The 26,811-nt window shown below is 66.4% G+C and carries 27 protein-coding genes and 1 riboswitch; of the genes, 16 read left to right on the plus strand and 11 right to left on the minus strand.

Annotated elements, in window-relative coordinates; translation table 11 throughout:
• Nucleotides 1–113: 113 nt before the first annotated feature.
• The 4 genes from AB0I19_RS00780 to AB0I19_RS00795 are packed head-to-tail and all read left to right on the plus strand — an operon-like array spanning nucleotide 114 to nucleotide 4,916.
• Nucleotides 114–722, plus strand: a complete 609-nt coding sequence (locus tag AB0I19_RS00780; protein WP_357143042.1) for a malonic semialdehyde reductase — start codon at nucleotides 114–116, stop codon at nucleotides 720–722.
• A 41-nt stretch (nucleotides 723–763) separates the two neighbouring features.
• Nucleotides 764–3,559 (plus strand): non-ribosomal peptide synthetase, encoded by a 2,796-nt coding sequence (locus AB0I19_RS00785; RefSeq protein WP_357143044.1) that lies wholly within the window; start codon nucleotides 764–766, stop codon nucleotides 3,557–3,559.
• Nucleotides 3,560–3,570: 11 nt separating this feature from the next.
• Entirely contained in the window at nucleotides 3,571–4,506 is a 936-nt protein-coding gene (locus AB0I19_RS00790; protein WP_357143046.1) for an NAD(P)-dependent oxidoreductase, read from the plus strand.
• On the plus strand, nucleotides 4,503–4,916 hold the full coding sequence (locus AB0I19_RS00795) for a nuclear transport factor 2 family protein (RefSeq protein ID WP_357143048.1): 414 nt from the start codon (nucleotides 4,503–4,505) through the stop codon (nucleotides 4,914–4,916). The genes AB0I19_RS00790 and AB0I19_RS00795 overlap by 4 nt, the downstream gene beginning before the upstream one ends.
• Before the next feature lie 50 nt (nucleotides 4,917–4,966).
• On the opposite strand, the gene AB0I19_RS00800 is transcribed toward AB0I19_RS00795, so the two are convergent.
• Nucleotides 4,967–6,529 carry an AMP-binding protein gene (locus AB0I19_RS00800; RefSeq protein WP_357143049.1) on the minus strand — a complete coding sequence of 521 codons (1,563 nt, stop codon included), beginning with the start codon at nucleotides 6,527–6,529 and terminating at the stop codon, nucleotides 4,967–4,969.
• 67 nt (nucleotides 6,530–6,596) lie between these two features.
• The gene (locus AB0I19_RS00805; RefSeq protein ID WP_357143051.1) at nucleotides 6,597–7,274 is read right to left on the minus strand and encodes a TetR/AcrR family transcriptional regulator; all 678 of its coding nucleotides are present in this window, start codon (nucleotides 7,272–7,274) and stop codon (nucleotides 6,597–6,599) included.
• A 148-nt stretch (nucleotides 7,275–7,422) separates the two neighbouring features.
• Between AB0I19_RS00805 and AB0I19_RS00810 the strand changes: the two genes are divergently transcribed.
• Complete coding sequence (locus AB0I19_RS00810; RefSeq protein ID WP_357145039.1) at nucleotides 7,423–8,685, plus strand: lipase family protein; 1,263 nt, start codon at nucleotides 7,423–7,425, stop codon at nucleotides 8,683–8,685.
• 26 nt (nucleotides 8,686–8,711) lie between these two features.
• Here the strand turns inward: AB0I19_RS00810 and AB0I19_RS00815 are convergent, their stop codons facing one another.
• Both AB0I19_RS00815 and AB0I19_RS00820 read right to left on the minus strand, forming a co-directional pair.
• Nucleotides 8,712–9,677 carry an AraC family transcriptional regulator gene (locus AB0I19_RS00815; RefSeq protein WP_357143053.1) on the minus strand — a complete coding sequence of 322 codons (966 nt, stop codon included), beginning with the start codon at nucleotides 9,675–9,677 and terminating at the stop codon, nucleotides 8,712–8,714.
• A 101-nt stretch (nucleotides 9,678–9,778) separates the two neighbouring features.
• Complete coding sequence (locus tag AB0I19_RS00820; protein WP_357143055.1) at nucleotides 9,779–10,207, minus strand: ATP-binding protein; 429 nt, start codon at nucleotides 10,205–10,207, stop codon at nucleotides 9,779–9,781.
• Between the two features lie 350 nt (nucleotides 10,208–10,557).
• Between AB0I19_RS00820 and AB0I19_RS00825 the strand changes: the two genes are divergently transcribed.
• On the plus strand, nucleotides 10,558–11,607 hold the full coding sequence (locus AB0I19_RS00825; RefSeq protein WP_357143057.1) for a fused (3R)-hydroxyacyl-ACP dehydratase subunits HadA/HadB: 1,050 nt from the start codon (nucleotides 10,558–10,560) through the stop codon (nucleotides 11,605–11,607).
• Nucleotides 11,608–11,619: 12 nt separating this feature from the next.
• Here AB0I19_RS00825 and AB0I19_RS00830 read toward each other — a convergent pair whose 3' ends face one another.
• The gene (locus AB0I19_RS00830; RefSeq protein ID WP_357143059.1) at nucleotides 11,620–12,048 is read right to left on the minus strand and encodes a hypothetical protein; all 429 of its coding nucleotides are present in this window, start codon (nucleotides 12,046–12,048) and stop codon (nucleotides 11,620–11,622) included.
• A 367-nt stretch (nucleotides 12,049–12,415) separates the two neighbouring features.
• On the opposite strand from AB0I19_RS00830, the gene AB0I19_RS00835 reads away from it, so the two are divergent.
• Nucleotides 12,416–13,084 (plus strand): TetR/AcrR family transcriptional regulator C-terminal domain-containing protein, encoded by a 669-nt coding sequence (locus AB0I19_RS00835; protein WP_357145042.1) that lies wholly within the window; start codon nucleotides 12,416–12,418, stop codon nucleotides 13,082–13,084.
• Nucleotides 13,085–13,125: 41 nt separating this feature from the next.
• Here AB0I19_RS00835 and AB0I19_RS00840 read toward each other — a convergent pair whose 3' ends face one another.
• A complete protein-coding gene (locus AB0I19_RS00840; protein ID WP_357143061.1) occupies nucleotides 13,126–13,512 on the minus strand; it encodes a helix-turn-helix domain-containing protein in 387 nt (128 codons plus the stop codon).
• A gap of 80 nt (nucleotides 13,513–13,592) precedes the next feature.
• On the opposite strand from AB0I19_RS00840, the gene AB0I19_RS00845 reads away from it, so the two are divergent.
• The 3 genes from AB0I19_RS00845 (at nucleotide 13,593) to AB0I19_RS00855 (ending at nucleotide 16,049) form a co-directional block, all read left to right on the plus strand.
• The gene (locus tag AB0I19_RS00845; RefSeq protein ID WP_357143063.1) at nucleotides 13,593–14,675 is read left to right on the plus strand and encodes a DUF6670 family protein; all 1,083 of its coding nucleotides are present in this window, start codon (nucleotides 13,593–13,595) and stop codon (nucleotides 14,673–14,675) included.
• Between the two features lie 51 nt (nucleotides 14,676–14,726).
• On the plus strand, nucleotides 14,727–15,173 hold the full coding sequence (locus tag AB0I19_RS00850) for a PaaI family thioesterase (protein WP_357143065.1): 447 nt from the start codon (nucleotides 14,727–14,729) through the stop codon (nucleotides 15,171–15,173).
• 66 nt (nucleotides 15,174–15,239) lie between these two features.
• On the plus strand, nucleotides 15,240–16,049 hold the full coding sequence (locus AB0I19_RS00855) for an alpha/beta hydrolase (RefSeq protein WP_357143067.1): 810 nt from the start codon (nucleotides 15,240–15,242) through the stop codon (nucleotides 16,047–16,049).
• Here AB0I19_RS00855 and AB0I19_RS00860 read toward each other — a convergent pair.
• Complete coding sequence (locus tag AB0I19_RS00860) at nucleotides 16,046–16,531, minus strand: MarR family transcriptional regulator (protein ID WP_357143069.1); 486 nt, start codon at nucleotides 16,529–16,531, stop codon at nucleotides 16,046–16,048. The genes AB0I19_RS00855 and AB0I19_RS00860 overlap by 4 nt on opposite strands.
• 62 nt (nucleotides 16,532–16,593) lie before the next feature.
• Here AB0I19_RS00860 and AB0I19_RS00865 point away from each other — a divergent pair, with 62 nt between their 5' ends.
• On the plus strand, nucleotides 16,594–17,103 hold the full coding sequence (locus AB0I19_RS00865) for an SgcJ/EcaC family oxidoreductase (RefSeq protein ID WP_357143071.1): 510 nt from the start codon (nucleotides 16,594–16,596) through the stop codon (nucleotides 17,101–17,103).
• Nucleotides 17,104–17,125: 22 nt separating this feature from the next.
• On the opposite strand, the gene AB0I19_RS00870 is transcribed toward AB0I19_RS00865, so the two are convergent.
• On the minus strand, nucleotides 17,126–17,812 hold the full coding sequence (locus tag AB0I19_RS00870; protein ID WP_357143073.1) for a response regulator transcription factor: 687 nt from the start codon (nucleotides 17,810–17,812) through the stop codon (nucleotides 17,126–17,128).
• Nucleotides 17,809–19,035: a sensor histidine kinase gene (locus tag AB0I19_RS00875; RefSeq protein WP_357143075.1), complete on the minus strand. Its 1,227-nt coding sequence runs from the start codon at nucleotides 19,033–19,035 to the stop codon at nucleotides 17,809–17,811. Before AB0I19_RS00875 ends, AB0I19_RS00870 begins: the two co-directional genes overlap by 4 nt.
• Nucleotides 19,036–19,297: 262 nt before the next feature.
• Here AB0I19_RS00875 and AB0I19_RS00880 point away from each other — a divergent pair, with 262 nt between their 5' ends.
• Both AB0I19_RS00880 and AB0I19_RS00885 read left to right on the plus strand, forming a co-directional pair.
• Nucleotides 19,298–20,773, plus strand: coding sequence for an MFS transporter (locus AB0I19_RS00880; protein ID WP_357143077.1), 1,476 nt, complete (start codon nucleotides 19,298–19,300; stop codon nucleotides 20,771–20,773).
• A gap of 29 nt (nucleotides 20,774–20,802) precedes the next feature.
• Nucleotides 20,803–21,996 carry an FAD-dependent monooxygenase gene (locus AB0I19_RS00885; RefSeq protein WP_357143079.1) on the plus strand — a complete coding sequence of 398 codons (1,194 nt, stop codon included), beginning with the start codon at nucleotides 20,803–20,805 and terminating at the stop codon, nucleotides 21,994–21,996.
• A gap of 111 nt (nucleotides 21,997–22,107) precedes the next feature.
• On the opposite strand, the gene AB0I19_RS00890 is transcribed toward AB0I19_RS00885, so the two are convergent.
• Nucleotides 22,108–23,037 carry an oxidoreductase gene (locus tag AB0I19_RS00890; protein WP_357143081.1) on the minus strand — a complete coding sequence of 310 codons (930 nt, stop codon included), beginning with the start codon at nucleotides 23,035–23,037 and terminating at the stop codon, nucleotides 22,108–22,110.
• Nucleotides 23,038–23,099: 62 nt separating this feature from the next.
• On the opposite strand from AB0I19_RS00890, the gene AB0I19_RS00895 reads away from it, so the two are divergent.
• The 3 genes from AB0I19_RS00895 (at nucleotide 23,100) to AB0I19_RS00905 (ending at nucleotide 25,721) form a co-directional block, all read left to right on the plus strand.
• The gene (locus AB0I19_RS00895) at nucleotides 23,100–23,687 is read left to right on the plus strand and encodes a TetR/AcrR family transcriptional regulator (protein ID WP_357143083.1); all 588 of its coding nucleotides are present in this window, start codon (nucleotides 23,100–23,102) and stop codon (nucleotides 23,685–23,687) included.
• A gap of 202 nt (nucleotides 23,688–23,889) precedes the next feature.
• Nucleotides 23,890–25,182, plus strand: coding sequence for an MFS transporter (locus tag AB0I19_RS00900; RefSeq protein ID WP_357145044.1), 1,293 nt, complete (start codon nucleotides 23,890–23,892; stop codon nucleotides 25,180–25,182).
• A 17-nt stretch (nucleotides 25,183–25,199) separates the two neighbouring features.
• Nucleotides 25,200–25,721 (plus strand): VOC family protein, encoded by a 522-nt coding sequence (locus tag AB0I19_RS00905; RefSeq protein ID WP_357143085.1) that lies wholly within the window; start codon nucleotides 25,200–25,202, stop codon nucleotides 25,719–25,721.
• 36 nt (nucleotides 25,722–25,757) lie between these two features.
• Here the strand turns inward: AB0I19_RS00905 and AB0I19_RS00910 are convergent, their stop codons facing one another.
• Complete coding sequence (locus tag AB0I19_RS00910; protein ID WP_357143087.1) at nucleotides 25,758–26,645, minus strand: M48 family metalloprotease; 888 nt, start codon at nucleotides 26,643–26,645, stop codon at nucleotides 25,758–25,760.
• Nucleotides 26,646–26,735: 90 nt separating this feature from the next.
• A riboswitch (guanidine-III (ykkC-III) riboswitch) is annotated at nucleotides 26,736–26,802 on the plus strand.
• The last annotated feature ends 9 nt before the right edge of the window (nucleotides 26,803–26,811 follow it).

Here is a 26,811-nt window from a genome sequence, read left to right on the forward strand (position 1 = left end):
CCTTTCACGGATGAGTGGCCTGGGTCACCAAGGTTACGGGTGGACGAGCCAGTCTATCTACTATTTACTGGACTGGACTGACTAGTCTAAGTAACTCGAGCCGCGGAGGTTTCATGACGGCCACATCAACCGATCTACTGGCGCTCGACGCGGCGGCGCAGGACATGTTGTTCCGCGCTGCCCGCACCGCCAACACGTTCACCGACGAACCGGTGACCGACGAGCAGTTCCGGGCTGTCTACGAACTCGTGAAGTTCGGGCCGACCTCGATGAACCAGCAACCGCTGCGCGGTGTCCTCGTGCGGTCGGACGCAGCCAAATCGAAGCTGGTCGAGGCGATGACCGACCGCAACAAGGACAAGACCGCGCGGGCACCGCTGACGGTCGTGGTCGCGGCCGACCTCGACTTCCACGACGAGTTGCCCAAACTCGTTCCGTTCATGGACAACCCGCAGAACGTCTTCGCCGATCCGGCGATCCGGGAGCCGTCGGCCACGTTCAACGCCGCGCTGCAGGTGGCCTACCTCATCGTCGGCATTCGCGCGGCGGGTCTGGCTGCGGGCCCGATGGTCGGCTTCGACGCCGACGCCGTGCGACGCGAGTTCTTCCCCGACGGCAGGCATGTCCCGCTGTGCGTCATCAATATCGGCAAGCCGGGCCCGGACGCCTGGATGGGACGGCTGCCACGGCTGGAGTACGACGAGGTCTTCGCCACCGCCTGAATATCGCGCCGCGGCGCAACTCTGATCAGTGGATAGGCACAATGACTGCTACATCGAATATTTCGACCATTCCTGTACCACACGCGGTCAACGACGCCGGGTCGGTGGCTCAGATTCTCCTGCACGCCGCCCGGCACCACCCCACGAGCGGCACGACCTATCTGCAGCGCACCGGCGACGGACCGACCGTGCGCGTGCACCGTTCGTATCCCCAACTGCTCGACGAGGCGTTGTCGCTCACCGGTGCGTTGCGCGACCGTGGGCTGCGTCCGCAGTCGAAAGTCGCTCTCCTGCTCGATGATCACGAAGACTTCGTCACCGTGCTGTGGGCGTGTTTCCTCGGCGGGTTCGTGCCGTGCCCGATGGTCGCCCAGCCCGCCGATCCGACGCGCTGGGCGAGCGCGTTGCGTCATGTCGACGAATTGCTGGAACGCCCACTCGTCGTGACGTCACAGTCGATCGACGACACCATGCCCGCGGTTCCCGAATTGGCGACGGTGACGGTGGAATCGTTGCGCACCGGCGAACACGAGCCGACCCCGTATCTCGCCTCCGCCGACGACCTCGCGCTGCTGGTGCTCACCTCCGGATCCACCGGAAACGCCAAAGCGGTGGCACTCACCCACGGCAATCTGCTCAGCTCCATGGCGGCCAAAGCCGCTGTACAGCACCTGAATCCCGACGACATCACCTTCAATTGGATCTCGTTCGATCACGTCGCGGCCCTGCTCGAAACGCATCTGCTGCCGCTGTATCGCGGTGCGCGACAGATCCATGCGCCGAGCGAGGTGGTCGCCGACGATCCGATGGAATTCCTGCGGATCATCTCCCGCCACCGGGTGAGCATGACCTTCACACCCAATTTCCTGCTCGGGCAGCTGAATACGCTGTTCGAACCCGACATCGACGGCGCCCGTCTCGAACTGAGCTGTCTGCGGCATATCGTGAGCGGCGGTGAAGCCAATGTCGTCGCGACCGGGACACGGTTCCTCGACACCTTCGCCGCCTATGGTCTGCGCGAGACCGCGCTGTGGCCGGCGTTCGGGATGACCGAGACCTGCGCGGGAAGTATCTACAACCGCGACTTCCCGAACGCCGACGCCGGGCAGGAGTTCGCCGCCGTCGGACATCCGGTGCCCGGATTACGGCTGCGGGTCGCCGACCAGGAAGGGCGATCGTTACCCGCGGGTGCCGCCGGAGAGGTGCAGCTGCACGGTCCCATGGTCACCCGCGGCTACTTCAACAACGACGAGGCCACCCGCGCGGCGTTCACCGCCGACGGCTGGTTCCGCACGGGCGACCTCGGCCGGTTGACCGACGGCAGGCTCACGCTGGTCGGCCGCAGCAAGGACAGCATCATCGTCAACGGCGTGAACTACTTCAGCCACGAGATCGAAACGGCCGTCGAAGAACTCGACGGCATCACCCGTGGCTATGTGGCCGCGTTCCCGACGCGTCGCCCCGGCAGCGACACCGAACAGCTCGTGCTCGCCCTGCACGCCGAGACCGCCGACGAAGCCGACCTGCACCGCCTGCTGACGGCCGTCCGTTCCACGGTGGTGCTGCTGTGCGGGTTCCGCCCCGGATACATTCTGCCACTGAGCAAAGCGGACTTCCCGAAGACAAGCCTCGGCAAGACCTTGCGGCCGCGCATGCGTCAACAGCTCGAATCAGGTGGCTACGACCGCGTCATCGCCGACACCGCGGCAATCACGACCCGCCAGCTCGGCGGATACTCGGCACCGCAGGGGGGTACCGAGTCGATCCTGACCGATGTCTACGCGGAGCTGTTCGATGTTCCGGCAACCGAAATCAGCGCCACGGCCAGCTTTTTCGACCTCGGTGGCACCTCGCTGGACATCCTCCGGCTACAGCAGCAGATCGCGCGCCGCTTCGGGGTGCCGGACCTGCCGATCATCGCCATCCTGACCGCACCGTCGGTTCGGGAGCTGGCAGCTGTCGTGGACGAGGGCGGTGGCGGGCCACGCCGTTACGATCCGATCGTGGGGTTGCAGACCAGCGGTACGAAGACGCCGCTGTTCTGTGTGCACCCCGGTGTCGGTGAAGTTCTGGTGTTCGTCAATCTGGCCAAGTACTTCGTCGGAGACCGCCCGTTCTACGCGCTGCGCGCCCGCGGTTTCAACAAGGGGGAGGAGCCGTTCCACACGTTCGACGAGATGGTCGATGTCTATACGAGCGCGATCCGACGGCGGCAACCGCATGGTCCGTATGCCCTCGCCGGCTATTCCTTCGGCGCCGCGGTGGCGTTCGAGATCGCCAAGCGGCTCGAAGCCGAGGGTGAGCGGGTCGACTTCCTCGGCAGTTTCAACCTGCCACCGCACATCAAATACCGCATGGACGAGCTCGATTTCACCGAGACCGCGACGAATCTCGCGATGTTCCTCGACCTGATCACCAAGCGGCAGGCTGTCGAACTGCCCGCCGAATTGCGAGCGCTGTCCAAGGGGGGCCAGCTCGCCCGCCTGATCGAACTCGCCCCGCCCGACCGTGTCGCCGAACTCGACCTGGATCTGACGAAGTTCACGGCGTGGGCCGAGCTCGCCGACGGGCTCACCGGCCTCGGCCGCACCTACACGCCGAGCGGGGCCGTCCGCTCGATGAGTGTGTTCTGCGCGGTCCCATTGCGCGGCACCAAACAGGACTGGATCGACAACGAACTGCGCAGGTGGGACGAATTCACCACCGAGGCGAACCGCTACATCGATGTGCCCGGTGAGCACTACACATTGATGGGACCACGGCACGTCACCGCGTTCCAGTCCATTCTGCGCAAAGAACTCGACCGCGCGCTGGCACAGGCCGACGCCGACCGATAGGGAGAAATACGTTGCAGGGCAAGAAGATTCTGATCACCGGCGGCACGGGGCAGGTCGCCAGACCGGTCGCCGAGGCGCTCGCCGCCCACAACGAGGTCTGGTGCCTCGGCCGCTTCGGCACACCGGGTGTCGAGGACGAACTGCGCGCCGCCGGCGTGATCACCCGGCACTGGGACATGAACGACACGACGGCCGCGGCTTACGCGCAGCTGCCGACCGATTTCACCCACGTGCTGCACTCGGCGGTCCACCGTGGTGACGGCACCGATTTCGAGGACGCGCTCACCGTCAACTCCACCGCGTGCGCGCGGCTGATGACCCACTGTCGCACCGCCGAGGCGTTTCTGTTCGTGTCGACCGGCGCGCTGTACAAACGGCAGACCCTCGACCACGCCTATCGCGAATCCGACCCGATCGACGGAGTCGCCGACTGGCTGCCCACCTACCCGGTCGGCAAGATCGCGGCCGAAGGCACCGTGCGGGCCATGGCGAACACACTCGAACTGCCGACCACGATCGCCCGGCTCAATATCGCCTACGGTCCCGGCGGCTACGGTGGGGTGCCCATGCTGTACTTCAAGCGGATGCTGGCAGGCGAGCCGATTCCGGTTCCGCTCGAGGGGCAGAATTGGTGTTCGCTGCTCTACACCGATGACCTCGTCGCCCAGGTTCCCGCGCTGTGGAACGCGGCGTCGGTGCCTGCCCGGGTGGTCAACTGGGGTGGTGACGAGTCGGTCGGGATCACCGATTGCGTCCGTTACCTCGAAGAACTCAGTGGCATCGAGGCGCAGCTCGTCCCGTCCGAGGTCACCCGCGAGACCTACCAGTTCGATCCCGAAATGCGCCGCTCCATCACCGGCCCCTGCACCGTCGACTGGCGCGAGGGAATCCGGCGCACCCTCGCCGCACACTTCCCCGCGCACGTCCGTGAGGTGACGCCGCGATGAACCACACTCAGGTGACGACGCCCAACATCGCGGTAATCCGCACCGCGTACGAGGGTTTCGCGACCCGCGATGTCGGCAAGATCCTCTCCGCCATGCACGACGACGTCGAATGGGTGCACCCCGACGGCATGCACAAATACGGCTTGGGCGGAACCAAGATCGGCCACGAGGGGATCAAGGAGTTCCTCGCCCGCGTCCCGTCGGTGCTCGGCGGCATGGTGCTCGACCCGGTCGAGTTCATCGAACAGAACGACCGCGTCATCGTCCTCGGCACACGCCAGGTCATCGCCCGCACCGGAACCTCGACCACCTTGCCCTTCCTGCATTCCTGGACCATGCGCGAGGGCAGAGCCACCCGAATGGAAGACATCTTCGACACCGTCGCCTTCCACGCCGCCATCGAAAGCTGACCCCCGACCACGCCGCGGGCCGACCCCTAGGTCGTTGCCCGCGGCGGTGGTCAGCGGAGGGTGAGGAGGGTGCGGCGGTCGATCTTGCCGGTGGGGGTGCGGGGGAGGTCGTCGAGGAAGACGACGTCGCGGGGGGCTTTGAAGCGGGCGAGGTGGGTCTTCACGTAGGTGCGGACGGTGTCGGCGTCGAGGTCGCCGGTGGGGACGACGAAGGCGGCGAGGCGTTGGCCGAATTCGTCGTCGGGTACGCCGATGACGGCTGCTTCGGTGATCGCGGGGTGGGTGTAGAGGAGGTCTTCGATTTCTCCGGGGAAGACGTTCTCGCCGCCGGAAACGATCATGTCGTCGTCGCGGCCGTCGATGAAAAGTCTTCCGCCGGAATCGAAGTGGCCGAGGTCGCCGGTGCTCATCAGGCCGTCGCGGGTCTGCTTGGAGCCGCCGCCGGAGTATCCGGCGAAGGCGATCGAGTTGCCGACGTAGACGGTCCCGACCACGTCGGGTTCGGTGATCCGGGTGCTGTCGGCGCGGTAGAGCGCGACAGTGATCCCCACCGGGGCCTTGCCGACGGTGCCGGGTGCGGCCGTCCAGTCCTGCGGGGTCGCGATGGTGGCGGTGCCGGTTTCGGTGCAGCCGTAGAAGTTGTACAGGACAGGCCCGAACGTCTGGATCGCCCTGGTGCCGAGCGCCGAGGGCAGCGCCGCGCCCGCGGTGAACACGATACGCAGCGAGGTGGTGTCGGTGTGCGACAACACTTCTGGGCTCAGGTCGAGTATGCGACGCAGCATGGTCGGTACCAGGACGACCATCTCGACACGGTGTTCGGCGATCTGGGCAAGCGCGCGGGCGGCGTCGAATTTGCCGTGCAGCACGACGGTGGAACCTAGATTGAGCGACAGGATGAACTGTGACAGGGCGGTTCCGTGGAACAACGGCGCGCACAACAGCACGGTCTGCTCGCGTCGCAGCGGTACCCGGTCGACTAATTGTGCTGCCGCCAAGGGGGATTCGATCCGACGTGGCGCACCTTTCGGTGTTCCGGTCGTGCCACCGGTGAGCAGGACGAAACCACCCTGCCGGGCCGGCGACGGTGGCCGTTGCGCATCGAGGCCGCCATCGAGCGTGAGCACGGTGATGGTGTCGGGTAGGGGAGTGGCCGCCACGGGCAGGCTCGGATCGAGGACGAGTGCGTCGACCTGCTCGCGGGCCAGCACATCGGTGAGCTGGGTGGCGCCGAAACCGGTGTTGAGCAGAACCAGCCGCGCGCCGAGTTTGCCTGCGGCGACCATGGTTTCGACCAGTGCCGCACCATCCGGGTAGAGGACGCCGATGGTGTGGCCGGCACCGAACCCGTTCCGGTGCCAGCGGGCGGCGATGGCGTCGGTGCGCTCGTCGAGTTCGCGGTAGCTGATCCGCCGATTGCCGTCGATGAGCGCGATCCGGTCCGGCGTGCGCTGCGCGGAGCTGCGTACGCCACCGGCGATGGGGCCGTAGGTGCGCATCGTGCGTGCGGTGCGCACCACCTGGAGCGGTCGCCGAAGGTCGATGATCCCGGATCGCTGGAGCGCACCGATCTGGCGTGCGGTGGTGGCAACGGAATGCATGCGGCACTGCATGGCTGCTCCTTCGGTAGGTGCAGCCAATTACAACATGAGCTCTTGTTCGGAACAAGAGAGCTTGTTTTTAGTGGCTCGAGTCGGGCGTTCGCGCGGCTGCGCCCAGGCCGAGGTGGACGATCTGGGTGAATGCTGTGAGGTCGCGGATGAGGGTGTCGATATCGCCCGAGGTACCGCGGGTGGTGTGGTGCAGCCAGTCCGAGACCGTGTCGAACAGGCCGCCGATGGTGGCGACGGCCAGTGCGTGCAGGTCGACCCGCGAACCGGTGGCGGGCACGAATCCGTAATCGCGCCAGAGTGTTTCGAGGAACTCGGCCGCCCACCTCCGGTTGGTGCGGCGCTGTTGCTCGACCGTGGCCGAGATGGCGCTCGCCTCACCGAAGGTGACGATCGCGACGCGGGGGTCGTCGACCAGGGCGTGCGCGAAGGCGCTGAGGGTCTCGACGACGACGGCATCGCGATCGCCCTGCGCGCGAGCGAGCGCGGCGGCGACGTCGGCTTGCAAGCGCTCGCTGACCTGCTGCAGCAGGGCGAGGTAGCAGGCCTCCTTGCTGTCGAACAACTCGTAGAACGCCTTGTTGCCGACCAGTGCGGTCTGGCAGATCTGCTCGATGGAGGTGTTGGGGTAGCCGTTGGCGGCGATCAGCTCGAACGCGGCGTGCAGGATCTGCTCGCGCCTGCGGGCTCGGCGCTGCTCGGCGTCGAGGCCCTGGATTCGCCGTGGCCGCTTTTCGATCGATGTCACGCAGATCAGCGTATCGAATGCGAAATTGCAACAAGAACTCTTGTTAACAACAAGACAGCGTGTTGTAATCGGCATCACCTACCGAAGTGAGGATTCGATGAAGAACCCGAGAGTTGCGCGGAGATGGGCGGCGGCCCCGCTGGCAGCGATGTGTCTGGCGGTATCGGGCACCACCGTCGCCGCGGCCGATCCGTATCCGAGCTTTCCGCCGGATCAGAATCAGCTGCCGCAATTGCCCACCGAGCCCCAGCTCTACGATCTGTTGCCGATCCCGGTTCCCGCCGAGGACCCGTGGTACGACGATCCGGCGGACCTGAGTTCTTACGCCCCCGGACAGATCATCCGTTCCCGCACGGTGCAGACCCGGCTGCTCGGTCTACCCTTCCCCGTCCACACCGAACAGCTGCTGTACCGCAGCAACGATGTGCACGACAATCCGATCGCCACGGCAACTTCGGTGATCATTCCCGGTATTCCCTGGTCGGGCAGTCCACGTCCGGTGCTGTCGTTCCAGGAGGCGATCGACTCGACCGACTCGTCGTGCAATCCGTCCTACACCCTGCGAACCGGGACCATGAAAGAGGCCGCGCTCGCGGTCTATTGGCTGGCCCAGGGTTTCGCGATCAACGTCCCGGACTTCGACGGCAAGTTCAACACCTTCAACACCTACGACGAAGGCAAGATGGTGCTCGACAGCCTGCGCGCCATGAAGAATTCCGCGCTGGGGCTTGCCGATTCCGGCATCGCGCTCTACGGCTACTCCGGCGGTGGCTCGGGGTCGATCCGCGCCGCCGAACTGCGCCGGACCTACGCGCCCGACGTGCGACTGCTCGGCACCGCGGTCGGCGGCTTCCCCGCCGATCTGCAAGCCCAGGCACGCTTCGCCGTGGCCGCACAGCCCGGGCTCACCGGCATCAGCAACTTCACCATGTGGCTCGGATTCGCCGCGCTGTCACGAGAATTCCCCGACGCGTTCGACGCCGAGGAACTGCTGACCCCAGAGGGTCAAGCGATTGTCGCGGACATGGGTAAGCGCTGTGTCTACACGATCGCGGCGGCCGGCGCGTACCGGCCGATCAGTGCCTACTTCAAGCCGGGCAAATCGCTCGACACCACCCCCGAGGTCATGCGGATTCTCGCGGAACAGAGCCTCGGCCACCACATTCCGGACAGCCCGATCTTCTGGTGGCACGGCATCTGGGACGAACTGATCCCCGCCGATGTCGTTCTACCGACAGTCCAGGACTACTGGAACCGCGGCGCCGACCTGCGCTTCTACACCATGCCCCTGCCTGAACACCTCGTCAACGCCACGGCTGGCTGGCCACCCGCGGTGGCCTGGACCAGCGCCGTACTACGCGGACTTCCCCCCGGCGACCGCTTCAAGGCCGACATCCCGCTGCCCAGATGAGGTGTGTGACCTGGCGAGAGTGTCGCCTACTTGTCCCGGCCCTCCCGGTATTCGCGAGGGGTCATCCCGGTGTCTTGCCGGAAGAGCCGGTAGAAGTGCCGCTCGGAGGCGAAACCCGACGCGAACGCAACGGCGGCTGGTGACAGGGAACGGTCACGGGTCAGCAGCATTTCGGCGTGGCGCAGCCTGAGCTTGCGTAGCACGGTGGCGAAGGTGTCCGGGGTGCCGTCGAAGAGGCGGAACAGTGTGCGCCGGGAGATATGGCAGGCCCGGGCCACCTCCTCGACGGTGAGGTCGCGGTCTGTGTAGCGTTCGCGCAGATAGCGCAGGACGTGTTCGCGGCTCAGCGCTTCCGCCGAGGTCTCACCTGGGCGTACTCCGGCGGTCAGCAACACGGCCGAGGCGATTAGGTCCAGAGCGCTGCCGGCGAGCAGGTCGGCTTGCTCGGGTGCCTGCCGGTGGATGCGGGCAAGGTTGCAGAAGAACCCTGCCACCACACCGGCCGCGCTCGATGCCGGTACAGCCACCGCGGTAGGAAGATCGAGCCGGTCCAGGCCTGGCCGGCGCCGCAGCAGCGAGATCGGGACCTGGACGACGACTTGTTCGAAGGCTGAGTTGTTGGTCCAGTGGTAGGGCTGGGAAGTGTTGTAGAAGACCATGTCGCCGCCGCCGACCACCGCTGCGCGTCCGTCCTGGTTCAGGCAGGCCCGGCCCTTGGTGTGGATGCTGGCCAGCAGGTACTCGTCGTCGGAGCGGGCGATATGGCGCGCGGCCCGGCGGAACTCCTGGTGGCTGCCCGCGACCGTCGTGAGGCTGAAGTCGACTGGGCTGACCAGGGTTCCGGTCGTGACCCGGCCGTAGAACGGTTCGTCGGGGTGGGTGTCGACGGCGAGCGGCACGTAGGTCTGCGACATCAGCGATTCCCACTCGTCGCGGGCGTCGCTGCGTGGTGTCGGCGACGAGAACGTCGAAGTTGTTGGTACTTCGGCCATTGCCCCACCCCACGAGAAACCGACTGCGAGCCATAGCCGAAGCTATGGCCGAGATCGAGGATAGCCCGATCGTGCGTACGAGTCACCGCTCGATGTGCTGATCACGCCGCCGGACGGACGTCGTGAGGGAAGGTGAGTTCGGCCTGGATGGTTTTGTGCCCGTCGTAGCGGCTACAAGACCAGGTGTCGGCGAGGTTGTCGACCAACAGCAGCCCGAGACCGCCGGTGTGGTCGGGGGCGCGTGGGTGCGGTTCACCGGGGCCGGTGTCGTCCACTTCGATGCGCACCCGGTCGCGGACGTGGTTCAGCGATAGCCGGGCACGCCGGGGTGCGAGCCCGTGGCGGCGGGCGTTGCTTGCGAGTTCGTCGAACACCTGGATCGTATCCGCGACCGCGGTTTCCGGTAACGGTGCGAGGAATTCGCGCACCATTATCCGCGTGCTCGCGGGCGTGAGGGAGTCCAAGTCGACCTCCAGGTCCTCGTGGTGGACCGTGCTGCGGCGCCGGGCTTCCAGTACCGGTCTCGTCATGACCTTTCCCTCCTGCCTCGTGGCTCGTTACAGCACGGCTACCCGGCTGCGCCATTGCGAAACGGTGGCCGACCGAAACGAATTCCACCAGAGGAATTTTGAATCGAAATAGATACGGAGATCGGATTCGAGATTCGTTCGAACAGACGGCGCCCTACCAGTTTCCGAGTGTGAAACGCGGGGCGGATGTGGCTGTGCGCCAAGCTGATCCGGCCCTGGCGCGGGAACTGTCGGCTCGCGCCAGAGGAATCGGGACCGATGGACCGGAGTTGGGTGATGAGCCCATAGCTCTCGACACTCCGGGCTCTGGTGGCACCGCCGACGCGGCAGCGGACACTACTCTGCTCGCTATGGTGATGACCAGCGCGAAGATCGGGGGAGCGGCGGTCGTCGCCCTCCACCCGTCGACCATGGTGGGGTGCACCTATCGCTGCGACGACCGGTATGTCGTGGGGCGAGAGGAGATCCGTCAATTCGCGCGCGCGGTCCAGGACAGCCATCCGGTGCATCGGTCGGAATCCGCCGGTGTGGAGTTCGGTTACGGTGGGCTGATCGCGCCGCTCACCTTCTTCGCGATTCCCGCGTTTCGGGCGCAAAGGGCGATGTTCGACACTGTGGCCGGTGGATACGACCTGAGCCGGATCATGCAGACCGATCAGGTTGTCAACTACCACAAGCCGATTCGACCTGGTGACGCACTGACCTGCGATGTGGGTTTCGAGTCGTTTCGGGGAGCCTTCGGGAGCGAACTCTTCGAATTCAAGACCGAGATCACAGACCAGTACGACTGCCCGCTGATCACTTCGCGGACAAGTTTCGTCGGTCGAGCCGAGGGCGGCGCCACCAGGTCTCATTCGGCCGACGACCTCGTGATGCGCGGTTTTAACGACAGCCCGTCGGGTGCTGGACTCCGTCCACGAATACACAACGGATCTGATCCTCGTCCGAGATCGGAGTCGGCAGGACGCGGCGGCCGAACGCGTCGCTTCGAGTCCGTCGCGGAAGGTGAGAAGCTACCACCACGGGTCTTTTCGCTCACCCTCGGAGATCTGGTCAATTATGCCGGTGTGGCCGGTGACCCGAATCCGATTCACTGGCACCCGCAAGCCGCGCGAGCGGTGAACCTGGACGCGCCGGTTGCTCACGGCATGCTGACGGTAGGTCTGGGAGCGGGTTATCTCACCTCGTGGCTGGGTGATCCCGGCGCTGTCCTCGAGTATGCGGTCCGGTTCACCAGCCCGGTCTATGTGACCAGCGCCGGAGCGAGTGTCGAGTTCTCGGGGACCGTGCGGTCTGTCGATCCACGGCATCGGACGGCGGTCGTGGCAATCGTCGCCATATCTCAGGGGCGGAAGATCTTCGGACGAGCAACGGCGAAGGTCCGGCTCTCACCGACCTGACAACCGGATCGGCTACCCGGTCTGCTGCGGCGGAGGAGTGAGATCGCTCGGCGGACTGGATGGTCGAATTGCCATGCCCGGCCAGGAAATCCCGCGAACTCCACCCTGGCCGCGAGCGACGCGTATTCCTTCGGCGGTGATCCGAGGGCGATAGATCGTTGTCCGGTGACCGAATGCCGGGTCGAGATCGACGGAGTCGAACAGTCCCATCCTCGTCAACCACTGCGACGCGCGAACCACTTCGTTCTCGGTGAGGGATTCGCCCGGCCAACCGACCGACGCCCCGACGACGAAGGCGCCGAGGGCTCGCCCGGCGTTGTCGGAAAGGTCTTCGTTGTGTGCCCATTTCAGCACCGCCTCGCGCACAGCCCACTGCCGGTCGGAGTAACCGGGCGTCGTCCGCGCCGTACTGTCCATCCGCAGCATCGCGGGCTTGTCCATCACGTCACTCCTCAATCCCGAACCGAGTGGCTCGTGCCCGCGACCTCTGATCGCCGTCAGTACTGCTGAGCGCTGCCGACCGCGGCCTCGAGCCGTGCCTCCCGGCTCCGGCCGTGCTCCACGGCTGCCGTTTACAAGATAAACATATGGCCGTTTATCTTGTAAACCAGTGGATCGACTACCGCGTGACGGGGTACGTTGAGTCGAGCCGGAACATCCCGGTATCCTGGGGTTATAGTGGCGTGCTGGAAGACCAGGGCCCGAGGATTTTGACAGGAGCTCCGCCCTGAGCGAGGACACGATCGACTCGGGCGCCGAGCTGCGCGACAACGGTCCGCGCGACGGAGGTACTCGGCGCGTCCCGCGACTGGATCGGGTGCTGATCCTGGAATCCGCGATCGCGCTGATCGACGAGGAAGGCCTGGGGCACCTCACGATGCGCCGCCTCGGTTCCTGGCTCGGCGTGGAAGCCATGGCCCTGTACCGATACGTGTCCGGGCGTGACGACCTGCTGGCCGGGGTGGTCGACCACCTCGTCGACCAGCTCTACGAACAGAACCTGATGGAGCCCGACGGTGCGGGCGGCAGCTGGCAGGGTTACCTGCAACGCCTCGCGCACGGCGTGCGCCGCGTCGCCATCGAGCACCCCGAGGTGTTCCCGCTGATGGCATCGAGCCCGCCCCAGGCGCCCTGGCTGTGCCCGCCGTTGCGCAGCCTGAACTGGATGGAGTCGTTCCTCGACACCATGCTTCGCTACGGGTTCGACGACCGTCAGGCGGTTCAGGCCTACCGGTCCTTCGCCACGTTCCTGCTGGGCCACCTCCTGCTCGAGGTGGCGACCAAGGGGGTCGAGCTGAGCCCGATCACCACCGCCGAGCCCGGGCAGCACGAATCCTCGGATCTGGCCGACTACCCGAACGTGCACCGCCTGCAGAGCCACCTGGCAGCCGACCGCGCGGCCGACGAGTTCGAAGAATCCCTCGAGGCGTTACTCGACCGCCTCGAAGCGATGCGCCGCGCCCGACCGCGCCCCTGAGCGGCGGGCTCGACGCGGCCGGTGGTCACCGCCGACGGCGATCAGAGCAACCCGTCGTGGCTGGGTGGTCGGCCCAATTCGAATTCCTCGGCTCCGAGCCGGCGGGCCCAGCTGTGTGACCATGCCTTCAGCGGGGCGAGCGCGTAGAGCAGTTCCACACCGATCGGGGTGAGGGCGTATTTGCCCGCGTCGGTGGTGTAGACGACTTCGACGGTGACGAGTTCGCGCAGTCTTGTGCTCAGCACGCTCGAGGAAATGTCGGGCAATGCGCGGCGGAGGTCGCGAAATCCGAGCGGCTCGGTTCGCAGCTGCCACAGCACCAGGATCGCCCAGCGGCGGCCGAGAAGATCGAACGCGGCCATGAGGGGCTGGCCCGTAGCAGAACCCCGAACCGCGACTCCAGGGCGGGGGACTCTTGCGTCACTCATCCACAAGACCCTAGTGTGGTTTGAAAATCGAACCACCACGACCGGGGTGATGCGCCGGAGTCGCCACGAAGGAGTAAGAGATGGCCCGAACTGTCCCGGTAGTCGCGTTGGATTCGATGCAGCGAGACCGAGGTGTCCTGTCGGCAGTAGCTGCGGCCGTGGGCGGACGACGGATCACCTTGGCCCGCGCCGACCCGAGGCGTCTGATGCTCTCGCCGCCACGCTCGTGGCGAGCGGGGTGCGTGCACTACGGGGTGATGATCCCGGATCTCCCTGCGCCGCACCGCTTCCTGGCCACCATGATCGTCATCGGCAAGTCCGGAACACGGGCGTGGGACGACGACAATGCCGTGGTTCATACCGCCCGCGACACTGTCACCGTCGCCCATGGCAGTGCCGCGAGCGGGCACGACCCGTTCCGGGTCTATTCGGCGCGCGACGACTGCGATCTCCGCGGCGACGGTGGACACCTGCGATTCGGCGACGAGTTGACGCTGTCTGGAACCTTCCCGAATTTCCGTCTGCGGTCCCGGTTCGATGACCTGGCCGTGGATCTGGAGCTGACGGCCACCGGCGAGACGCTCTGGTTCATCGACAATCCGCTCTACCGGCATGTGGCCCTGTTCGCTCATTACTCGGGCACAATCACGCACGCCGGGCAAACCACGCGAGTCTCCGGACTCTGCACCTACGAGTACGCGGTGATCCGCTCACCCCAGATGCTGCGCGCCCAGCCGCTTCCGCCGTCCCGGAAGATTCCCCTCGACTTCTTCACCTACCACATCATTCCCGTAGACGAAGACACTCGGCTGATCCTGGTTGCCACCGGCGTAGCCGGTCGACCGGGGTGGTTGGCCGCCTATTGGCGCAGCGAGGCAGGCGGGGTTTGCGCACTGGGCAGTCAAGTGACATTCGAAGTCTTGTCGACACAACCGGTTCCGCAGGTCGCCAACGCCACCCCGGCTATGACCATGCCCGACACGTTCCGCTGGACCGCCACCGACGGCAGAGGGAACATCGCCGTCGAGATCACCGGCACCGTCGACACCGAATGGCTCTACGCGGGCATGGGCTATATCGGCGGATTCCGCTACCACGGCCGCATCGCCGAGCACCGCGTGGCCGGCCTCGCCTACCTCGAATACTCCGACCGACGCCGCTGACCGAGCCTGCTGATCGACACACGTCCCGCCGCGATGAAGGATCGAAAGCTGATGAGCCACCCAACCGACCTGTCCACCATGACCGGCCTCGAGGTCGTGCGTGCCTTGGCTGCCGTCACCGACGAACGCCCCTCGATCGCCCGGTTGATGGGCATCACGATCCATACCGTCGACAGTGGCGAAGTTGCTGGATCGGTCACTCCCCAGCCGGATTTCGCCAACGCCCTCGGAACCGTGCACGGCGGGATCTGCGCAACGCTTCTCGACGCTGTCATGGGATGTGCGGTGCACACGATGCTTGCCCCCGGAGTCGGCTACACAACCCTCGAACTGAAGGTCAACTACCTGCGGACCGTGGCCACCGACGCGGGTCCCCTCACCGCCACCGGTTCGGTGATCCACGCGGGCCGCACGACCGCCACCGCCGAAGGGCGCGTCCACGACGACAAGGGGCATCTGGTGGCGCACGCCACAACGACCTGCCTCATCCTCAGCTGAATCAGATTGCCCCTCTACACATTCCGCGCCAGCCGGAAACGGGCCGACGCTTCCCGAAGGACGATCATGAACGCAAACCGACCACCGCTGGTTCTGCTGCACGGGCTCACGATGTCGGAACGCGCCTGGGTCGACGTTGTTCCGCTGTTGGCGCCGCACCACCACGTCATCACCCCCACGCTGCTGGGCCATCGCGACGGACCGATGCCGACGCAGCGGCCCACGCGGGTGAGTCATCTGGTGGACGACATCGAAGCGCTGCTGGATACGCTCGGCCTTCACCAGGTGCATCTGGCCGGGAACTCCCTCGGTGGATGGATCGCGATCGAACTGGCACGCCGGGGCCGGGCCCGTAGTGTGTGTGCCTTGTCTCCGGCCGGGTTCTGGGAACCGCGCCGCGCCAGTCAAACTCACGGGACCTCGATCATCGCTCGCGAGGCGGCAACCGCTCGTCTCGGCAGGCCCCTGGCGCCGCTCGGCTTGCGGTCACCCCTGATCCGGCGGCTCGCACTGCGCAACGTCGCGACTCGTGGCGATCGCCTCAGTAGCGCGCAAGCCCTCGACATCGTCCATGACCTGACCGAATGCCCGGTCACCACCGACCTGCTCGGCACCGACGAGTACATCGCGCCTCTGCCGGATCTTCCGTGTCCCATGACGGTGGCCTGGGCCGAGCACGATCGCCTGCTGCCGCTCGCGGTGAACACCCCCATCGCCCGGCTGCGCCTCCCCGAACAAACTCACTTCCGGGTCCTCCGAGGCGTCGGTCACGTCCCCATGATCGACGATCCCGACCTGGTCGCGCGAACCATCCTCGCCACCACGGCCGGTCATCCGCAGCCCGAGGATTCACGGACTGAGGGTCTCGGCCACTAGCTCGATGCGGATCCTTCGTTCCGGGTGCGTTCGGCAACCAGGTCGGTCTGCTCCTGATGGACGCGCAGAGCCGTTGCGAGAAAGTCGAGAATGAGGCGCAGTTGGTCGCTGTCGTAGTGCCCGAGCGCGGCTGTCCCGGCCCGGCCAACGGGTTCGAAGATGAGCTCCGCCATGCGCTGCGCGTCGGCGGTGGGCTCGATGAGCACGCGCCGCCGATTGTCCGGATCCTGTGCGCGCGAAACATATCCGGCTCGTTCGAGCCGGTCGATGACCGTGGTGGTGGCGGCGGGGCTGAGCCGCAGCGCGGAACTCAGCTCACCCGCGGAGAGGGATCCGCGGCCCAACACGATGTCGAGGCACCGCATATCCGTGCGATTGAGCCGCAAGTGCGCGGCGACCGCCTCGTCGAAGGTGTCGAAGCTGCGCTGCAGCAGTCGCAGCTGCAGTCCGATCTCGCCGATGATCTCATCATCTTTCGACATTCGAAACTTCCTGTTATCGTTTATTTCGATGATCGAAACGATAGCGCCGAGGGGCTCGATCCATGAACCAGACCCGGCACACCACCGACGACATCGCCGTCGCGGAGGTCTTCCAGCAACTCCAGCGGACCTGGACCGCCAATGACGCCGAAGCCTTCGGCGCGCTCTTCACCGAGGACTCCGATTACGTCTCCTACGACGGCACCCGTGCCATCGGCCGTGAACAGCATCAGCGCAACCACGACCGGCTGTTCCGTGGAGTCCTGGCGGGATCAGCTCTGACCGGTGAACTGGAGTCCATCCGCTACATCACCCCGGACGTCGCCATCGTTTACGGCACCGCATCGGTGCTGATGCCGTGGCGCTCACGCCTGCCGAAGCGGCGGCTGTCCCGACAGACCATCGTGCTGCTGCGCACCGAAAACGGCTGGAAAATAACAGCGATTCACAACGGCCGGGTCCGCCCGGTGACCGTGCCGGAACCGGATTCGTTCCCGTCCAAGATGTCTCAGCTCATGGCGCGGATCGCCCGCACGCTCGGGATCGCTCCCGACCCGCGGTCGAAGCCCTGACCCTGCTCCGGGCAACCGGAGGTCACGGCAAGCCGCCCTCGTTGGCGTGGTTGACCAGTCCGGTCTGGTGGGCGATGACGACGAGTTGTGCACGATCGCGAGCGTGCAGTTTGTTCATGGCACGCTGCACGTGGGCGCGGACGGTGAACGGGCTGACGAACAGCTGTTCGGCAATCTCGTTGTTGGACAGTCCTCGTGCGACAAGCGTCGTCATTTCGCGTTCTCGCGGGGTGAGTACCTCGAGTTTCTCGGCGGTGTGCGTAGCGCTGTCGTCGGGTGGGGTTGCGAGGAAACGGGCGATCAAGGTTCGCGTCGCGGCGGGGGAGAGGAGGGTTTCGCCGTCTGCGATGGTGCGCACGGCGGTGAGCAGTTCCGCTGCGCCGATGCCCTTTCCGATGAAGCCGCTCGCGCCCGCGCGTAGTGCCTGCGCGACATATTCGTCGGTCTCATAGGTGGTGAGGACGAGGACCCGGCTGTCGCGCAGCTGCGGGTCCGCGCAGATCTGTGTGGTGGCGGTGATGCCGTCGGTCTCGGGCATCCGGATGTCCATGACGATCACATCGGGGTGCAGTTCACGGGTGAGCCGCACCGCTTGTGCGCCGTCGGCGGCCTCGCCGACCACGCTGATGTCGTCGGCGGAGTCGAGGAGCGTACGGAACGCTTGGCGGAGCAGGGCCTGGTCGTCGGCAAGCAGCACTCGAATTGTCATGGGGGACCACCGTTCTCCGTGTCGCCGGTCGTGTTCGCGGGTGTGAGCGGCAGGCGGGCGGAGACGATGAAGCCTCCCGCCGGGCTGTTTTCGGTGAAGAGCTGACCCCCGACCGCCTTGGCGCGTTCTCGCATACCGATGAGCCCGTAACCTGATGGCCGGTCCGACCCCGTGAAACTCGGCCTGTTCGCTGCTCGCGAGCCGGGTCCGTCGTCGGCGACGGTGATGCCGAGCAGGTCGTGGCTCCAGGACAGGCGGATTCGAGCGCGGCTGGTCGCGGCGTGTTTGCCCACGTTCGTCAGGGCCTCCTGGATGATCCGGAAGGCAGTGAGATCTACTCCTGGCGGTAGGGGTTTGGGCATGCCGTCGTTGTTCGTCGTCACTCGCAGCCCCGCACGCTCGAACGACTCGAGCAGCCGGGGGAGCTGGGCCAGGCCGGGTGACGGTTCGGCGGAGGTGGTCGCGTCCCCGGCCTGGCGCAGCAGTCCGACCGTGGCGCGCAGGTCGTCGAGGGCGTTTCTCGTGGTCTCGATGATGTTGTTCAGGTTCGAGCGGGTCTGGTCCGGCTGGGAGTCGAACACGTGCGCGGCGACAACAGCTTGGGCGTTGGCGAGGGTGATCTGGTGTGCGACGACATCGTGGAGCTCGCGGGCGATGCGCACCCGTTCCTCGGCGACGCTGCGCCGCGCTTCGCTCTCCCGGCTCTCCTCGGCGCGCAGTGCCCGCTCTTCCATGGCGGCCAGGTAGGCGCGCCTGCTCTGCGTCGCATTGCCGAGCGCCCCGGCGATCAGCGGGAGCGCCGCCACCGACAGCAGCCGGCCGGTGTCCTGCCAGGACAGCCCGTCGAGAAGCGGGGTAGCCGCGACAAGCAATGCCACGGCGGGAAGCAGGACCGCGATCGTCACCCTCAGCTCGGTGTGCAGTGCCAGCGCGTAGGCGGCGATCGCGACGGGCACGACGATCAGCGGGGTCGACAGCAGGCCCAACGGGGCGACCAGCATCCCGCACACCGTGGTTACCGCGACCACGGCTACGGGCGCCCGATGCCGCACGACCAGCGCCGCGCACGAGACACCCGCGACGGCATAGGTGGCGATCGGTGGCCATCCGAGGGTGTTGTCGGGGTGAAAGATCCCGCCGGACAGGCACAGCAGGAACGCCGTCGCGAGGACGAGCGCCTCGCGCCACCACACCGGTCGTCGTGCCACCTGCTGGGTGGTCATCACCGGATCGGTGGACGCTGCTGGTTCGCCAACACCTCGCCCAAGATACGCGTGGCGAGCGTCCCGCAACCGCAAGGCGCACGACTCGGTTCCTACGCACCAGGAGTACGCGTGGTCGTCTGGTGCGATAGCACCAGCAGCAATCGGTGACAACAGACGATGCCCGCCGAGGGCTCCGCTGGAACGGTTGTAACCAGAAAGTCCCTGGGCGGCGCGAGTCCCGCTCAGTCGGGGAATCAAGTCTGGTGAGGAGCCGAAGTCGATGCAGCAGAACACAACCGACGGTGTGAACGTCGGTCTTCACACGAGGTGGAGTCGGCGACTACTCGGCCTCGTGGCGGTCCTGGCCCTGGTGAACTTCGTGGTGGATTCGGCGATCGGCGCACCGCTGATCGTCCTGCCCGAGATGCTGGACCATTTCGGCACCGACCAGGCGGCGTGGCTCAATGCCACCGCGATGCTGGCGGGCGTGATGTGGGCTCCGTTGCTCGGTAAGAGTGCCGACATATACGGAAAACGCCGGGTCCTCGTGCTGACCTTGCTCATCAGTTGTGTCGGTGCGCTGATCTGCGCGGTCGCTCCGACGATGTGGATATTCGTGATCGGTCGCATGTTGCAGGGAGCGGCGTTGGCCGCCATGTTCCTTTCGGTCGCGATCGTGCGAACCGTCTGCACGCCACGCCTGGCCATGATCATCGTCGGCATCGTGACCACCGGAACCGCGATCCTCAATGTCGCCTCCCGGTTCCTCGTCGAGAAGCTGGCGACGGTGTTCGGCTATCAGATTCTGTTTCTCATCTCGGCCGCTGTCGCGGTGGCGATGGCTGGATGCGTGCGTTTCCTGGTTCCCGAATCGCTCGTGAAGACGCCGGGCCGGCTCGACATCTCGGGTGCGCTGCTGCTCGGCGGCGGTCTGCTCGGAGTGCTCGGCTACATCAGCATGGGTCCCGATCTCGGGTGGTCCGCTATCGGTCCGCTTGCCTTACTCCTCGGCGGGGCCGTGGCGTTGGTCAGATGGTTCACGGTCTCGAGCCGGAAGGCTGATCCGCTGATCGACGTCGGAAACCTCGGCAAGCCACTGCTTCTCACGCTTCTGGTCGTTTTCCTCGGCGCGGGTTCCTACCAGAGCATGCTGCAACTCATCCCGCTCATCAGTGATGTCTCGGCGGACCAGAACTTGGGCTATGGACTCGGCGGGCGCGGGTCGGTGGCGTTGCTTCTGGCGGCACCCGCTGTCGGCGTCATGCTCGGCGGGCCGGTGGCCGGCTGGTCGGGTACGCGAATCGGGCCTGCCCGAACTCTGGCCGGGGCGGTCATGCTCGGAACCGTTGCGACCATCGGGATGTTCCTCGGTGCGTCCCAGTTGGTCGCGGCGCTGTGCTTCGCGTTCCTGCTCGGGGTCACGGTCGCGGCGTTGGGTGCGTCGGGCTTCAACACGGCGGGCGACTTGGCATCGGCGCAACGGCAGGGCGTCGTGTCCAGCCTGGTCATGGTGATGGTCTCCACAGGGGCCGTGGTGTTCAACTTCGTCGGCGCGGCCGTTCTCGCATCGACCACTGTCGTCGCGGACGGCGAGACGGTGAACTCGGCTACCGGCGTATTCAGCTATATCGCGATCGCCACCGCGGCCTTCGCGATCGCCGCGGTCGTGGTCGTCCTTCTTGTTCGAACCACCCGCCCGCAGCGTCGGATGCCCGCGTCGGAACTCGAGCGCCGGGCTGTCGAAACGCACGCGTGACCCTTTCCATCGAAAACAGAGGAGTTGAGATGAAATCCAGAGGAACTGTGCTGATTACGGGCGCGAGTATCGCGGGTCCCGCGCTGGCGTTCTGGTTGCACAAGGTCGGATTCGAGGTGACGGTGGTCGAGAAGTCCGCCGGTGTGCGCGGCGGCGGATATCCGATCGACCTGCGTGGAACCGCCGTCGAGGTCGCGCACCGGATGGGCATTCTGCCGCAGCTACAGCGAGCCCATATCGACACACAGCGGGTCACCTTCCTCGAGGCCGACGGCAGTCGGGCCGCTGTCGTTCATCCGCAGGCGGTGGCCGGGGGAGTCGACGGACATGACCTCGAAGTCCCGAGGGAGACGCTGACGAACGTCCTGTACACGGCAGTCCGTGACGACGTGGAGTTCGTCTTCGACGACTCCGTGGACGCGCTCACCGAATACGAGCACGGTGTGGACGTCACCTTCCACAGCGGCGCCCAACGCAGTTTCGATCTTGTTGTCGGCGCCGACGGATTGCACTCACGCACCAGGGCTCTCGCCTTCGGCCCCGAACAGAACTACCTGCGCTACCTCGGCTACTGCTTCGCGATCAGCACCGTGCCCAATACATTCGGGCTCGCACACGAAGCGCTCATCTGGAACACCCCCGGACGAGCCGCCGCTCTCTACGCGGTGGGAAACAGCGACGACGTACACGCCCTCCTGACCTTCGCCCACCCCGAACCACCCCACGAAGCCTTCCGGGACAGTGAGACTCGACGTGCGCTGATATCCACGCTCTTCGGCGACGACGGATGGAAGGTGCCGGACATCGTCGAGGCTATGTGCGGTTCCTCAGATCCGTTCTTCGACACGGTAAGTCAGATCCACATGCCGCAATGGTCGGCTGGGCGCGTGGCACTCGTCGGCGATGCCGCCTACGCACCGTCGTTCCTGACCGGGCAGGGGTCGAGCCTCGCGCTCGTCGGCGGCTATATGCTCGCCGAATCCCTGGCCGCGCACGACGACCACACCACCGCCTTCGCCGCCTACGAACGCGCCAGCCGCCCATTCGTCGAACTCAACCAATCACAGATCGCCACCGGCGAAGCGGCACTCTTTCCTGCCACCGCCGAAGCCCTGCAAGCCCGCAACCAGCGACTCCGCGACCTCACCATGTCGGCCCCGACCACCGGTCGCCCGGCCCACACGGCTCTGACGCTGCCTGAGGTCAGGCCGATGGCCTCGTGACCACCGATGTCCGCGGCGTAACCGCACGGGCACCTCGTGTGGACCGGACGATGGGGCTCGAAGGCGTTCAGCCGCAACACCTCTCGCCCGCCGTATTGATGCGCCGCATCGTCATGCTCCAAAGACGTCTGTGGTCGGGGCGGGTGACGGCGACGCGGAGGTGAAGGGGAAGCGCGTGCCGGTGAGGTGTTCGGAGGCGCGCCAGAGCCGCGCGGCGGAGTCCGGATCCTCGGCCACGGGGGATATCTCGCCCACTGTTGCCGGACCGCGAACACCGCCGAAGCGGCTCGGACCGACGAAACTGCCGCCGGGGATGTCGCCGACGGCCGCCAGCAGTGTGGGAAGCGCGCCGGCGTCGGGACCTTGGGCGAGCATTGGCGTGAAGATGGCCGACAGGGCGTCGATGAGCCGGTTACCGCTGGTGATCCGGAAGCCGGTGGAGGCCCAGCCGGGATGCGCGGTCGTCGCGATGACCGACGATCCGACCGCGCTCAGGCGGCGTTGTAGTTCGGCGGTGAACAGCAGGACCGACAACTTCGACGCACCGTAGGCGCCGAACGGCTTATAGGGGCGTTGCGCCCACTGCAGGTCGTCGAAATCGAGCCGTGCGGAGCGGTAGGCGCTCGACGAGGTGGACACGACGCGGTCGGTGATCCGGTCGAGCAACAGGTTCGTCAACGCGAAGGGCGCCAGGTGGTTGACCCCGAACTGGAGCTCGAAACCGTCGGCGGTGTGCTGTAGCGAATCGGTCATGGTTCCGGCGTTGTTGATGAGCACGTCCACCGTGCTGTCGATGCCGTCCGCGAACTGCCGGACCGATGCCAGCGAACTGAAGTCGAGCGGACGAACTTCGACCGTGCCGCTCATTTCGGCGGCGACCGCACGGCCCTTTTCCCGGTCGCGCACAGCGAGTATGAGCCGCGCGCCCTTGGCGGCAAGGACAGCTGCCGCGGCACGGCCGATCCCGCTGGTGGCGCCGGTGACTATGACGGTGCGGCCGGTCTGATCCGGAATCTGCGAAGGAGAGGTAAGTGGGAGCATGAGGCCAATGTATCCACTGGAAACAATCTAGTCAACGGAAACATTCTTGATAGGCTGCTCGAATGACGCCCGACCGCCCCTACCACCACGGCAACCTGCGCCAGGCCGTACTGGAGCAGGCGACGCCGGTGGTGCGTGACCGGGGAGCCTCGGAGCTGTCACTGCGCGAGCTCGCCACCGCAGTCGGCGTTTCGCACGCGGCCGTGCGCCGGCACTTCCCTGACCGCCGGCAGCTCCACGACGCACTGGCCGTCGAAGGGTTCGCATTGCTCGGCACGCGACTGCGGGACGCGGTCGACGCCGCGCCCGGCTACCGCGCACAAATCCACTCGCTCGCCCGGGCCTACCTCGACTTCGTGACTTCCGAGGCGAACCTGGCCGAGCTGATGTTCGCCCACAAACACGGTGAAGGTGGCGAGGCCGTGAGCACGGCGGCGGACGCGGCCTTCGCGCCGATGTTGCTTGCGTTCGAACGCGGCTTGGCCGACGAGCCGCCGGACACGAGCCCGCAGCGGACCGCACTGATCTTCCTCGCCACCTTGCAAGGGCTGGCCGGGCTCGTGAACTGCGGCATGATCACCGCCGACCAGCTCGGCGGGCTGATCGATGAGGCTGTCGCGCAATTCCCGCAGGGGCGCGACGGGCGATAACGCGGAAGGCACGCAATGGCTTTGCGCTGCCGGAGTCACTGAAGATTCCGCTCAGTGGTCGGCGGTATTGCCGGGCGTCGGGTCGCGCTGGAAACGTCGCGGTGACCGCGATATCGAACGAGGATGTCGCGGCCGAACCGAAGGAGTCTCGGTGACCACGCTGCCACCCGAGAAGGCGAGTCCGTCTGCGCCACAGGCGTTTATCCCGACCGACGCGAGAGCTCGCCGCCGTGCGGCGTTGTCAAGCCTGCTCGGCACGACGATCGAGTACTACGACTTCCTGCTGTACGGGACGATGGCCGCGGTGGTGTTCGGGCCGCTGTTCTTTCCCGGCTCGAATCCGGCGTTGAGCACGATCGCCTCGTTCGGCACCCTCGCCGCCGGGTATGTCGCACGTCCGCTCGGCGGCGTGATCTTCGGCCACTTCGGTGACCGCGTGGGCCGCAAGTCGATGTTGCTGATCACCATGCTGATGATGGGAATCGCCAGCGCGGCAATCGGCTTGCTGCCGACCTATCACACCATCGGCGTCGCGGCGCCGATCCTGCTGGTGCTGCTGCGCGTGGTGCAAGGGGTGGCCGTCGGCGGGGAATGGGGTGGCGCCGCGCTGATGGTCGTCGAGCATGCCGATGCGCGCAATCGCGGTCGCTGGGCCGGAATCATGCAGCTGGGAACACCTCTCGGTTTTCTGCTGTCCACCGGGGCGGTCGCCGCGGTGACCCAGCTTCCCGAACCACAGTTCTCGACCTGGGGGTGGCGGGTGCCGTTCCTGCTGAGCGCGGCCCTGCTCGTGCTCGGGATGTATGTGCGGCTGCGGGTCGCCGAGAGCCCGGTTTTCGCCGCCGCTGAGCCGCCGCGTGACTCGATTCCGGCGGCGCAGGTGCTGCGTCGCCCACGCCTGCTCGTCCCCGCCGTGTTCGCCGGTCTCGCGCCGTTCGCGCTGACCGCCCTGACCAGTTCGCACATCATCGCCTACGCGACCGGCATCGGTTACGCGGTCGGCGAGGTGATGCGATCGTTGCTGCTGGTGGTCGTGGTCTCGATCGTCGCCATTCCCGCGAGCGCGGCCCTGTCGGATCGGTGGGGCAGGCGGCGAACGATGATGACGGGCGCGATCGGGGCGATCGTCTACGCCTTCCCCCTGTACAGCCTGATCAACAGCGATTCGTGGTGGATCATGACGGGCGCGCTGATGTTCGCGCAACTGCTGCAGAACCTGATGTACGCGCCGCTGACCCCGATGCTGTCGGAAATGTTCCCCACCGGTGTGCGATACACCGGTGTGTCCATCGCCTATCAGACCGCGGCGCTCGTCGGCGCGGGCTTCACCCCGCTGATCGCGAGCAGCCTGCTTGTCGCCTTCGACGGCTCGAGCGTCGCGCTGAGCGGGATCATCGTGGTCACCGCCGCCCTGAGCCTGGCCGCCCTGGTCGCTACGGTGGAGGTCACGGGCCGGGATCTGCGTGTCGACGTCGACGACCGCCCACAGTCGTAGGCCAGGAGGTCATCGCTATGCGGGGAATCAACCACATCGTCTTGTTCGTCGCGGAGCTGGAGCGCAGCATCGCCTTCTACGAAGATGTCCTCGGCTTCGAGCGGCTCGCCGAGGGTTTCCCGGGCGGCGCCTTCCTGCGTCACCCCGGCTCGGCCAACGATCACGACCTCGGGTTGTTTCAGGCCAGGCGGCCCGCGGCTGGACCGCCGGGATCGGTCGGGCTCTACCACGTCGCCTGGGAAGTCGACACGTTGCGCGAGCTAGCCGATATCCGCGGTCGTCTGCTCGCGGCGAACGCATTGACCGGGGCGAGCGACCACGGGTCGACCAAAGCGCTCTACGCGCGCGACCCCGACGGCATCGAATTCGAGGTGTGCTGGCTGGTGCCCGACGAACACGTCGAGGACGCCCTCGCCCCCGGAACCTCGCTGACCGCACCCTTGGACCTCGACGCCCAGATCGCGCGGTACGGCGCCGACACACCGGGCGGTCTCCGCACCGACCCGCAGGTATGGGCCCGCATCGCGGCACGGCGATGAAGGCCTCCGGCGGATGCGCCCGGGCGGTCGAAGCGATCAGTTCGCGGCGGTCCGACGAATCACTTGCAGCCGTTGCCTGATCGGCGGATGCGTGTCGAACCATCGAGCGCGGGCCGCGAGCAGTGCGGATGTGTGAGCTGTCTCGTGCGGAAGCCACCTGCGGAGCGCGCCGTGGAGTTCGCGGCCGTACCCGAGGTGAACAGCTATTCGGTCGGCGGCGAACTCTCCGCGCCGTGCGCGCGCCGCCTCGGTCAGGGGTTCCAGGACGAGTAGTGCGATCAGCACCGCGACAGCGGGTTCGCCGATTCGTGGTGTGAGGAAGAATGCCACGGCCACCAGGAGTGCCGCCGCGATCGCCGCTCTCGCGAGACATCGGAGAGTGCCGGGACCACGTGCCGCGCGGGCCGGGATCCTGCCGATACCCCTGACCACGCGGGCGGGGACGGAGAACCAGGCGTCGAGCAGTCGCACACGTGGATCGAGCATGAGATGGTGGCCGAGTTCGTGGGCGAGCACTGCGGCCAGCTGCCGTGGGCGCAGCGATTCGATCGCCCAGCTCGTCACCGCGACCATGCGCGCGGGCGCCGCGAACGCGTTGAACGCGGCCGACTGCTGCACCCACAGCGAGTAGGGCCAGCCATCCACCCCCGCTTTCCGGGTGACCTCGGCCCAAGCGGTCGCGAGAATATCGGGCTCCGATCCGACGGGCTTGCGGAATCCATAGGCTGCCGCCGCTCGGCCCCGGTCCGGGTGGAACCACAGCGCGCTGGCCAGGGCGCACCCGAACCCGGTCCACAACACGAGCACGATGACCGCCGACCACAGGCCGAAGCCGACGATCACGACGTAGACCAGGACACCGTTGAGCGCCACGCTCGGCAGCGTCAGCGCGAGTCCACCGGCCGTTTCCCGAATCCTCCCCACCTGCCGAAGTTTACGGCTGCCCACCGACATCTTTGCTGGTGAGACGAACCACCATCGCTTGCCGGTCGATAGCCGGCGTGCCATGGTGGAAGTGAGCCCGGCGATCGGGCTTCCGGACGAGGGGTGCCGTACCCGGAGTGCGACAAGACGGCCCGAGGAGGGCTGC

Source organism: Nocardia sp. NPDC050413, assembly GCF_040655475.1.
In the GTDB taxonomy this organism is placed as follows: domain Bacteria; phylum Actinomycetota; class Actinomycetes; order Mycobacteriales; family Mycobacteriaceae; genus Nocardia; species Nocardia coubleae.

What these genes read in the sequence shown, in the direction of transcription:
- AB0I19_RS00780 (WP_357143042.1), top strand. Translation starts at nt 114, where the DNA reads ATGACGGCCACATCAACCGATCTACTGGCGCTCGACGCGGCGGCGCAG.
- AB0I19_RS00785 (WP_357143044.1), top strand. Translation starts at nt 764, where the DNA reads ATGACTGCTACATCGAATATTTCGACCATTCCTGTACCACACGCGGTC.
- AB0I19_RS00795 (WP_357143048.1), top strand. Translation starts at nt 4,503, where the DNA reads ATGAACCACACTCAGGTGACGACGCCCAACATCGCGGTAATCCGCACC.
- AB0I19_RS00800 (WP_357143049.1), bottom strand. Translation starts at nt 6,529, where the DNA reads ATGCAGTGCCGCATGCATTCCGTTGCCACCACCGCACGCCAGATCGGT.
- AB0I19_RS00810 (WP_357145039.1), top strand. Translation starts at nt 7,423, where the DNA reads ATGTGTCTGGCGGTATCGGGCACCACCGTCGCCGCGGCCGATCCGTAT.
- AB0I19_RS00815 (WP_357143053.1), bottom strand. Translation starts at nt 9,677, where the DNA reads ATGGCCGAAGTACCAACAACTTCGACGTTCTCGTCGCCGACACCACGC.
- AB0I19_RS00820 (WP_357143055.1), bottom strand. Translation starts at nt 10,207, where the DNA reads ATGACGAGACCGGTACTGGAAGCCCGGCGCCGCAGCACGGTCCACCAC.
- AB0I19_RS00825 (WP_357143057.1), top strand. Translation starts at nt 10,558, where the DNA reads ATGGTGATGACCAGCGCGAAGATCGGGGGAGCGGCGGTCGTCGCCCTC.
- AB0I19_RS00830 (WP_357143059.1), bottom strand. Translation starts at nt 12,048, where the DNA reads ATGGACAAGCCCGCGATGCTGCGGATGGACAGTACGGCGCGGACGACG.
- AB0I19_RS00840 (WP_357143061.1), bottom strand. Translation starts at nt 13,512, where the DNA reads ATGAGTGACGCAAGAGTCCCCCGCCCTGGAGTCGCGGTTCGGGGTTCT.
- AB0I19_RS00845 (WP_357143063.1), top strand. Translation starts at nt 13,593, where the DNA reads ATGGCCCGAACTGTCCCGGTAGTCGCGTTGGATTCGATGCAGCGAGAC.
- AB0I19_RS00850 (WP_357143065.1), top strand. Translation starts at nt 14,727, where the DNA reads ATGAGCCACCCAACCGACCTGTCCACCATGACCGGCCTCGAGGTCGTG.
- AB0I19_RS00855 (WP_357143067.1), top strand. Translation starts at nt 15,240, where the DNA reads ATGAACGCAAACCGACCACCGCTGGTTCTGCTGCACGGGCTCACGATG.
- AB0I19_RS00860 (WP_357143069.1), bottom strand. Translation starts at nt 16,531, where the DNA reads ATGTCGAAAGATGATGAGATCATCGGCGAGATCGGACTGCAGCTGCGA.
- AB0I19_RS00865 (WP_357143071.1), top strand. Translation starts at nt 16,594, where the DNA reads ATGAACCAGACCCGGCACACCACCGACGACATCGCCGTCGCGGAGGTC.
- AB0I19_RS00870 (WP_357143073.1), bottom strand. Translation starts at nt 17,812, where the DNA reads ATGACAATTCGAGTGCTGCTTGCCGACGACCAGGCCCTGCTCCGCCAA.
- AB0I19_RS00875 (WP_357143075.1), bottom strand. Translation starts at nt 19,035, where the DNA reads ATGACCACCCAGCAGGTGGCACGACGACCGGTGTGGTGGCGCGAGGCG.
- AB0I19_RS00880 (WP_357143077.1), top strand. Translation starts at nt 19,298, where the DNA reads ATGCAGCAGAACACAACCGACGGTGTGAACGTCGGTCTTCACACGAGG.
- AB0I19_RS00885 (WP_357143079.1), top strand. Translation starts at nt 20,803, where the DNA reads ATGAAATCCAGAGGAACTGTGCTGATTACGGGCGCGAGTATCGCGGGT.
- AB0I19_RS00890 (WP_357143081.1), bottom strand. Translation starts at nt 23,037, where the DNA reads ATGCTCCCACTTACCTCTCCTTCGCAGATTCCGGATCAGACCGGCCGC.
- AB0I19_RS00895 (WP_357143083.1), top strand. Translation starts at nt 23,100, where the DNA reads ATGACGCCCGACCGCCCCTACCACCACGGCAACCTGCGCCAGGCCGTA.
- AB0I19_RS00905 (WP_357143085.1), top strand. Translation starts at nt 25,200, where the DNA reads ATGCGGGGAATCAACCACATCGTCTTGTTCGTCGCGGAGCTGGAGCGC.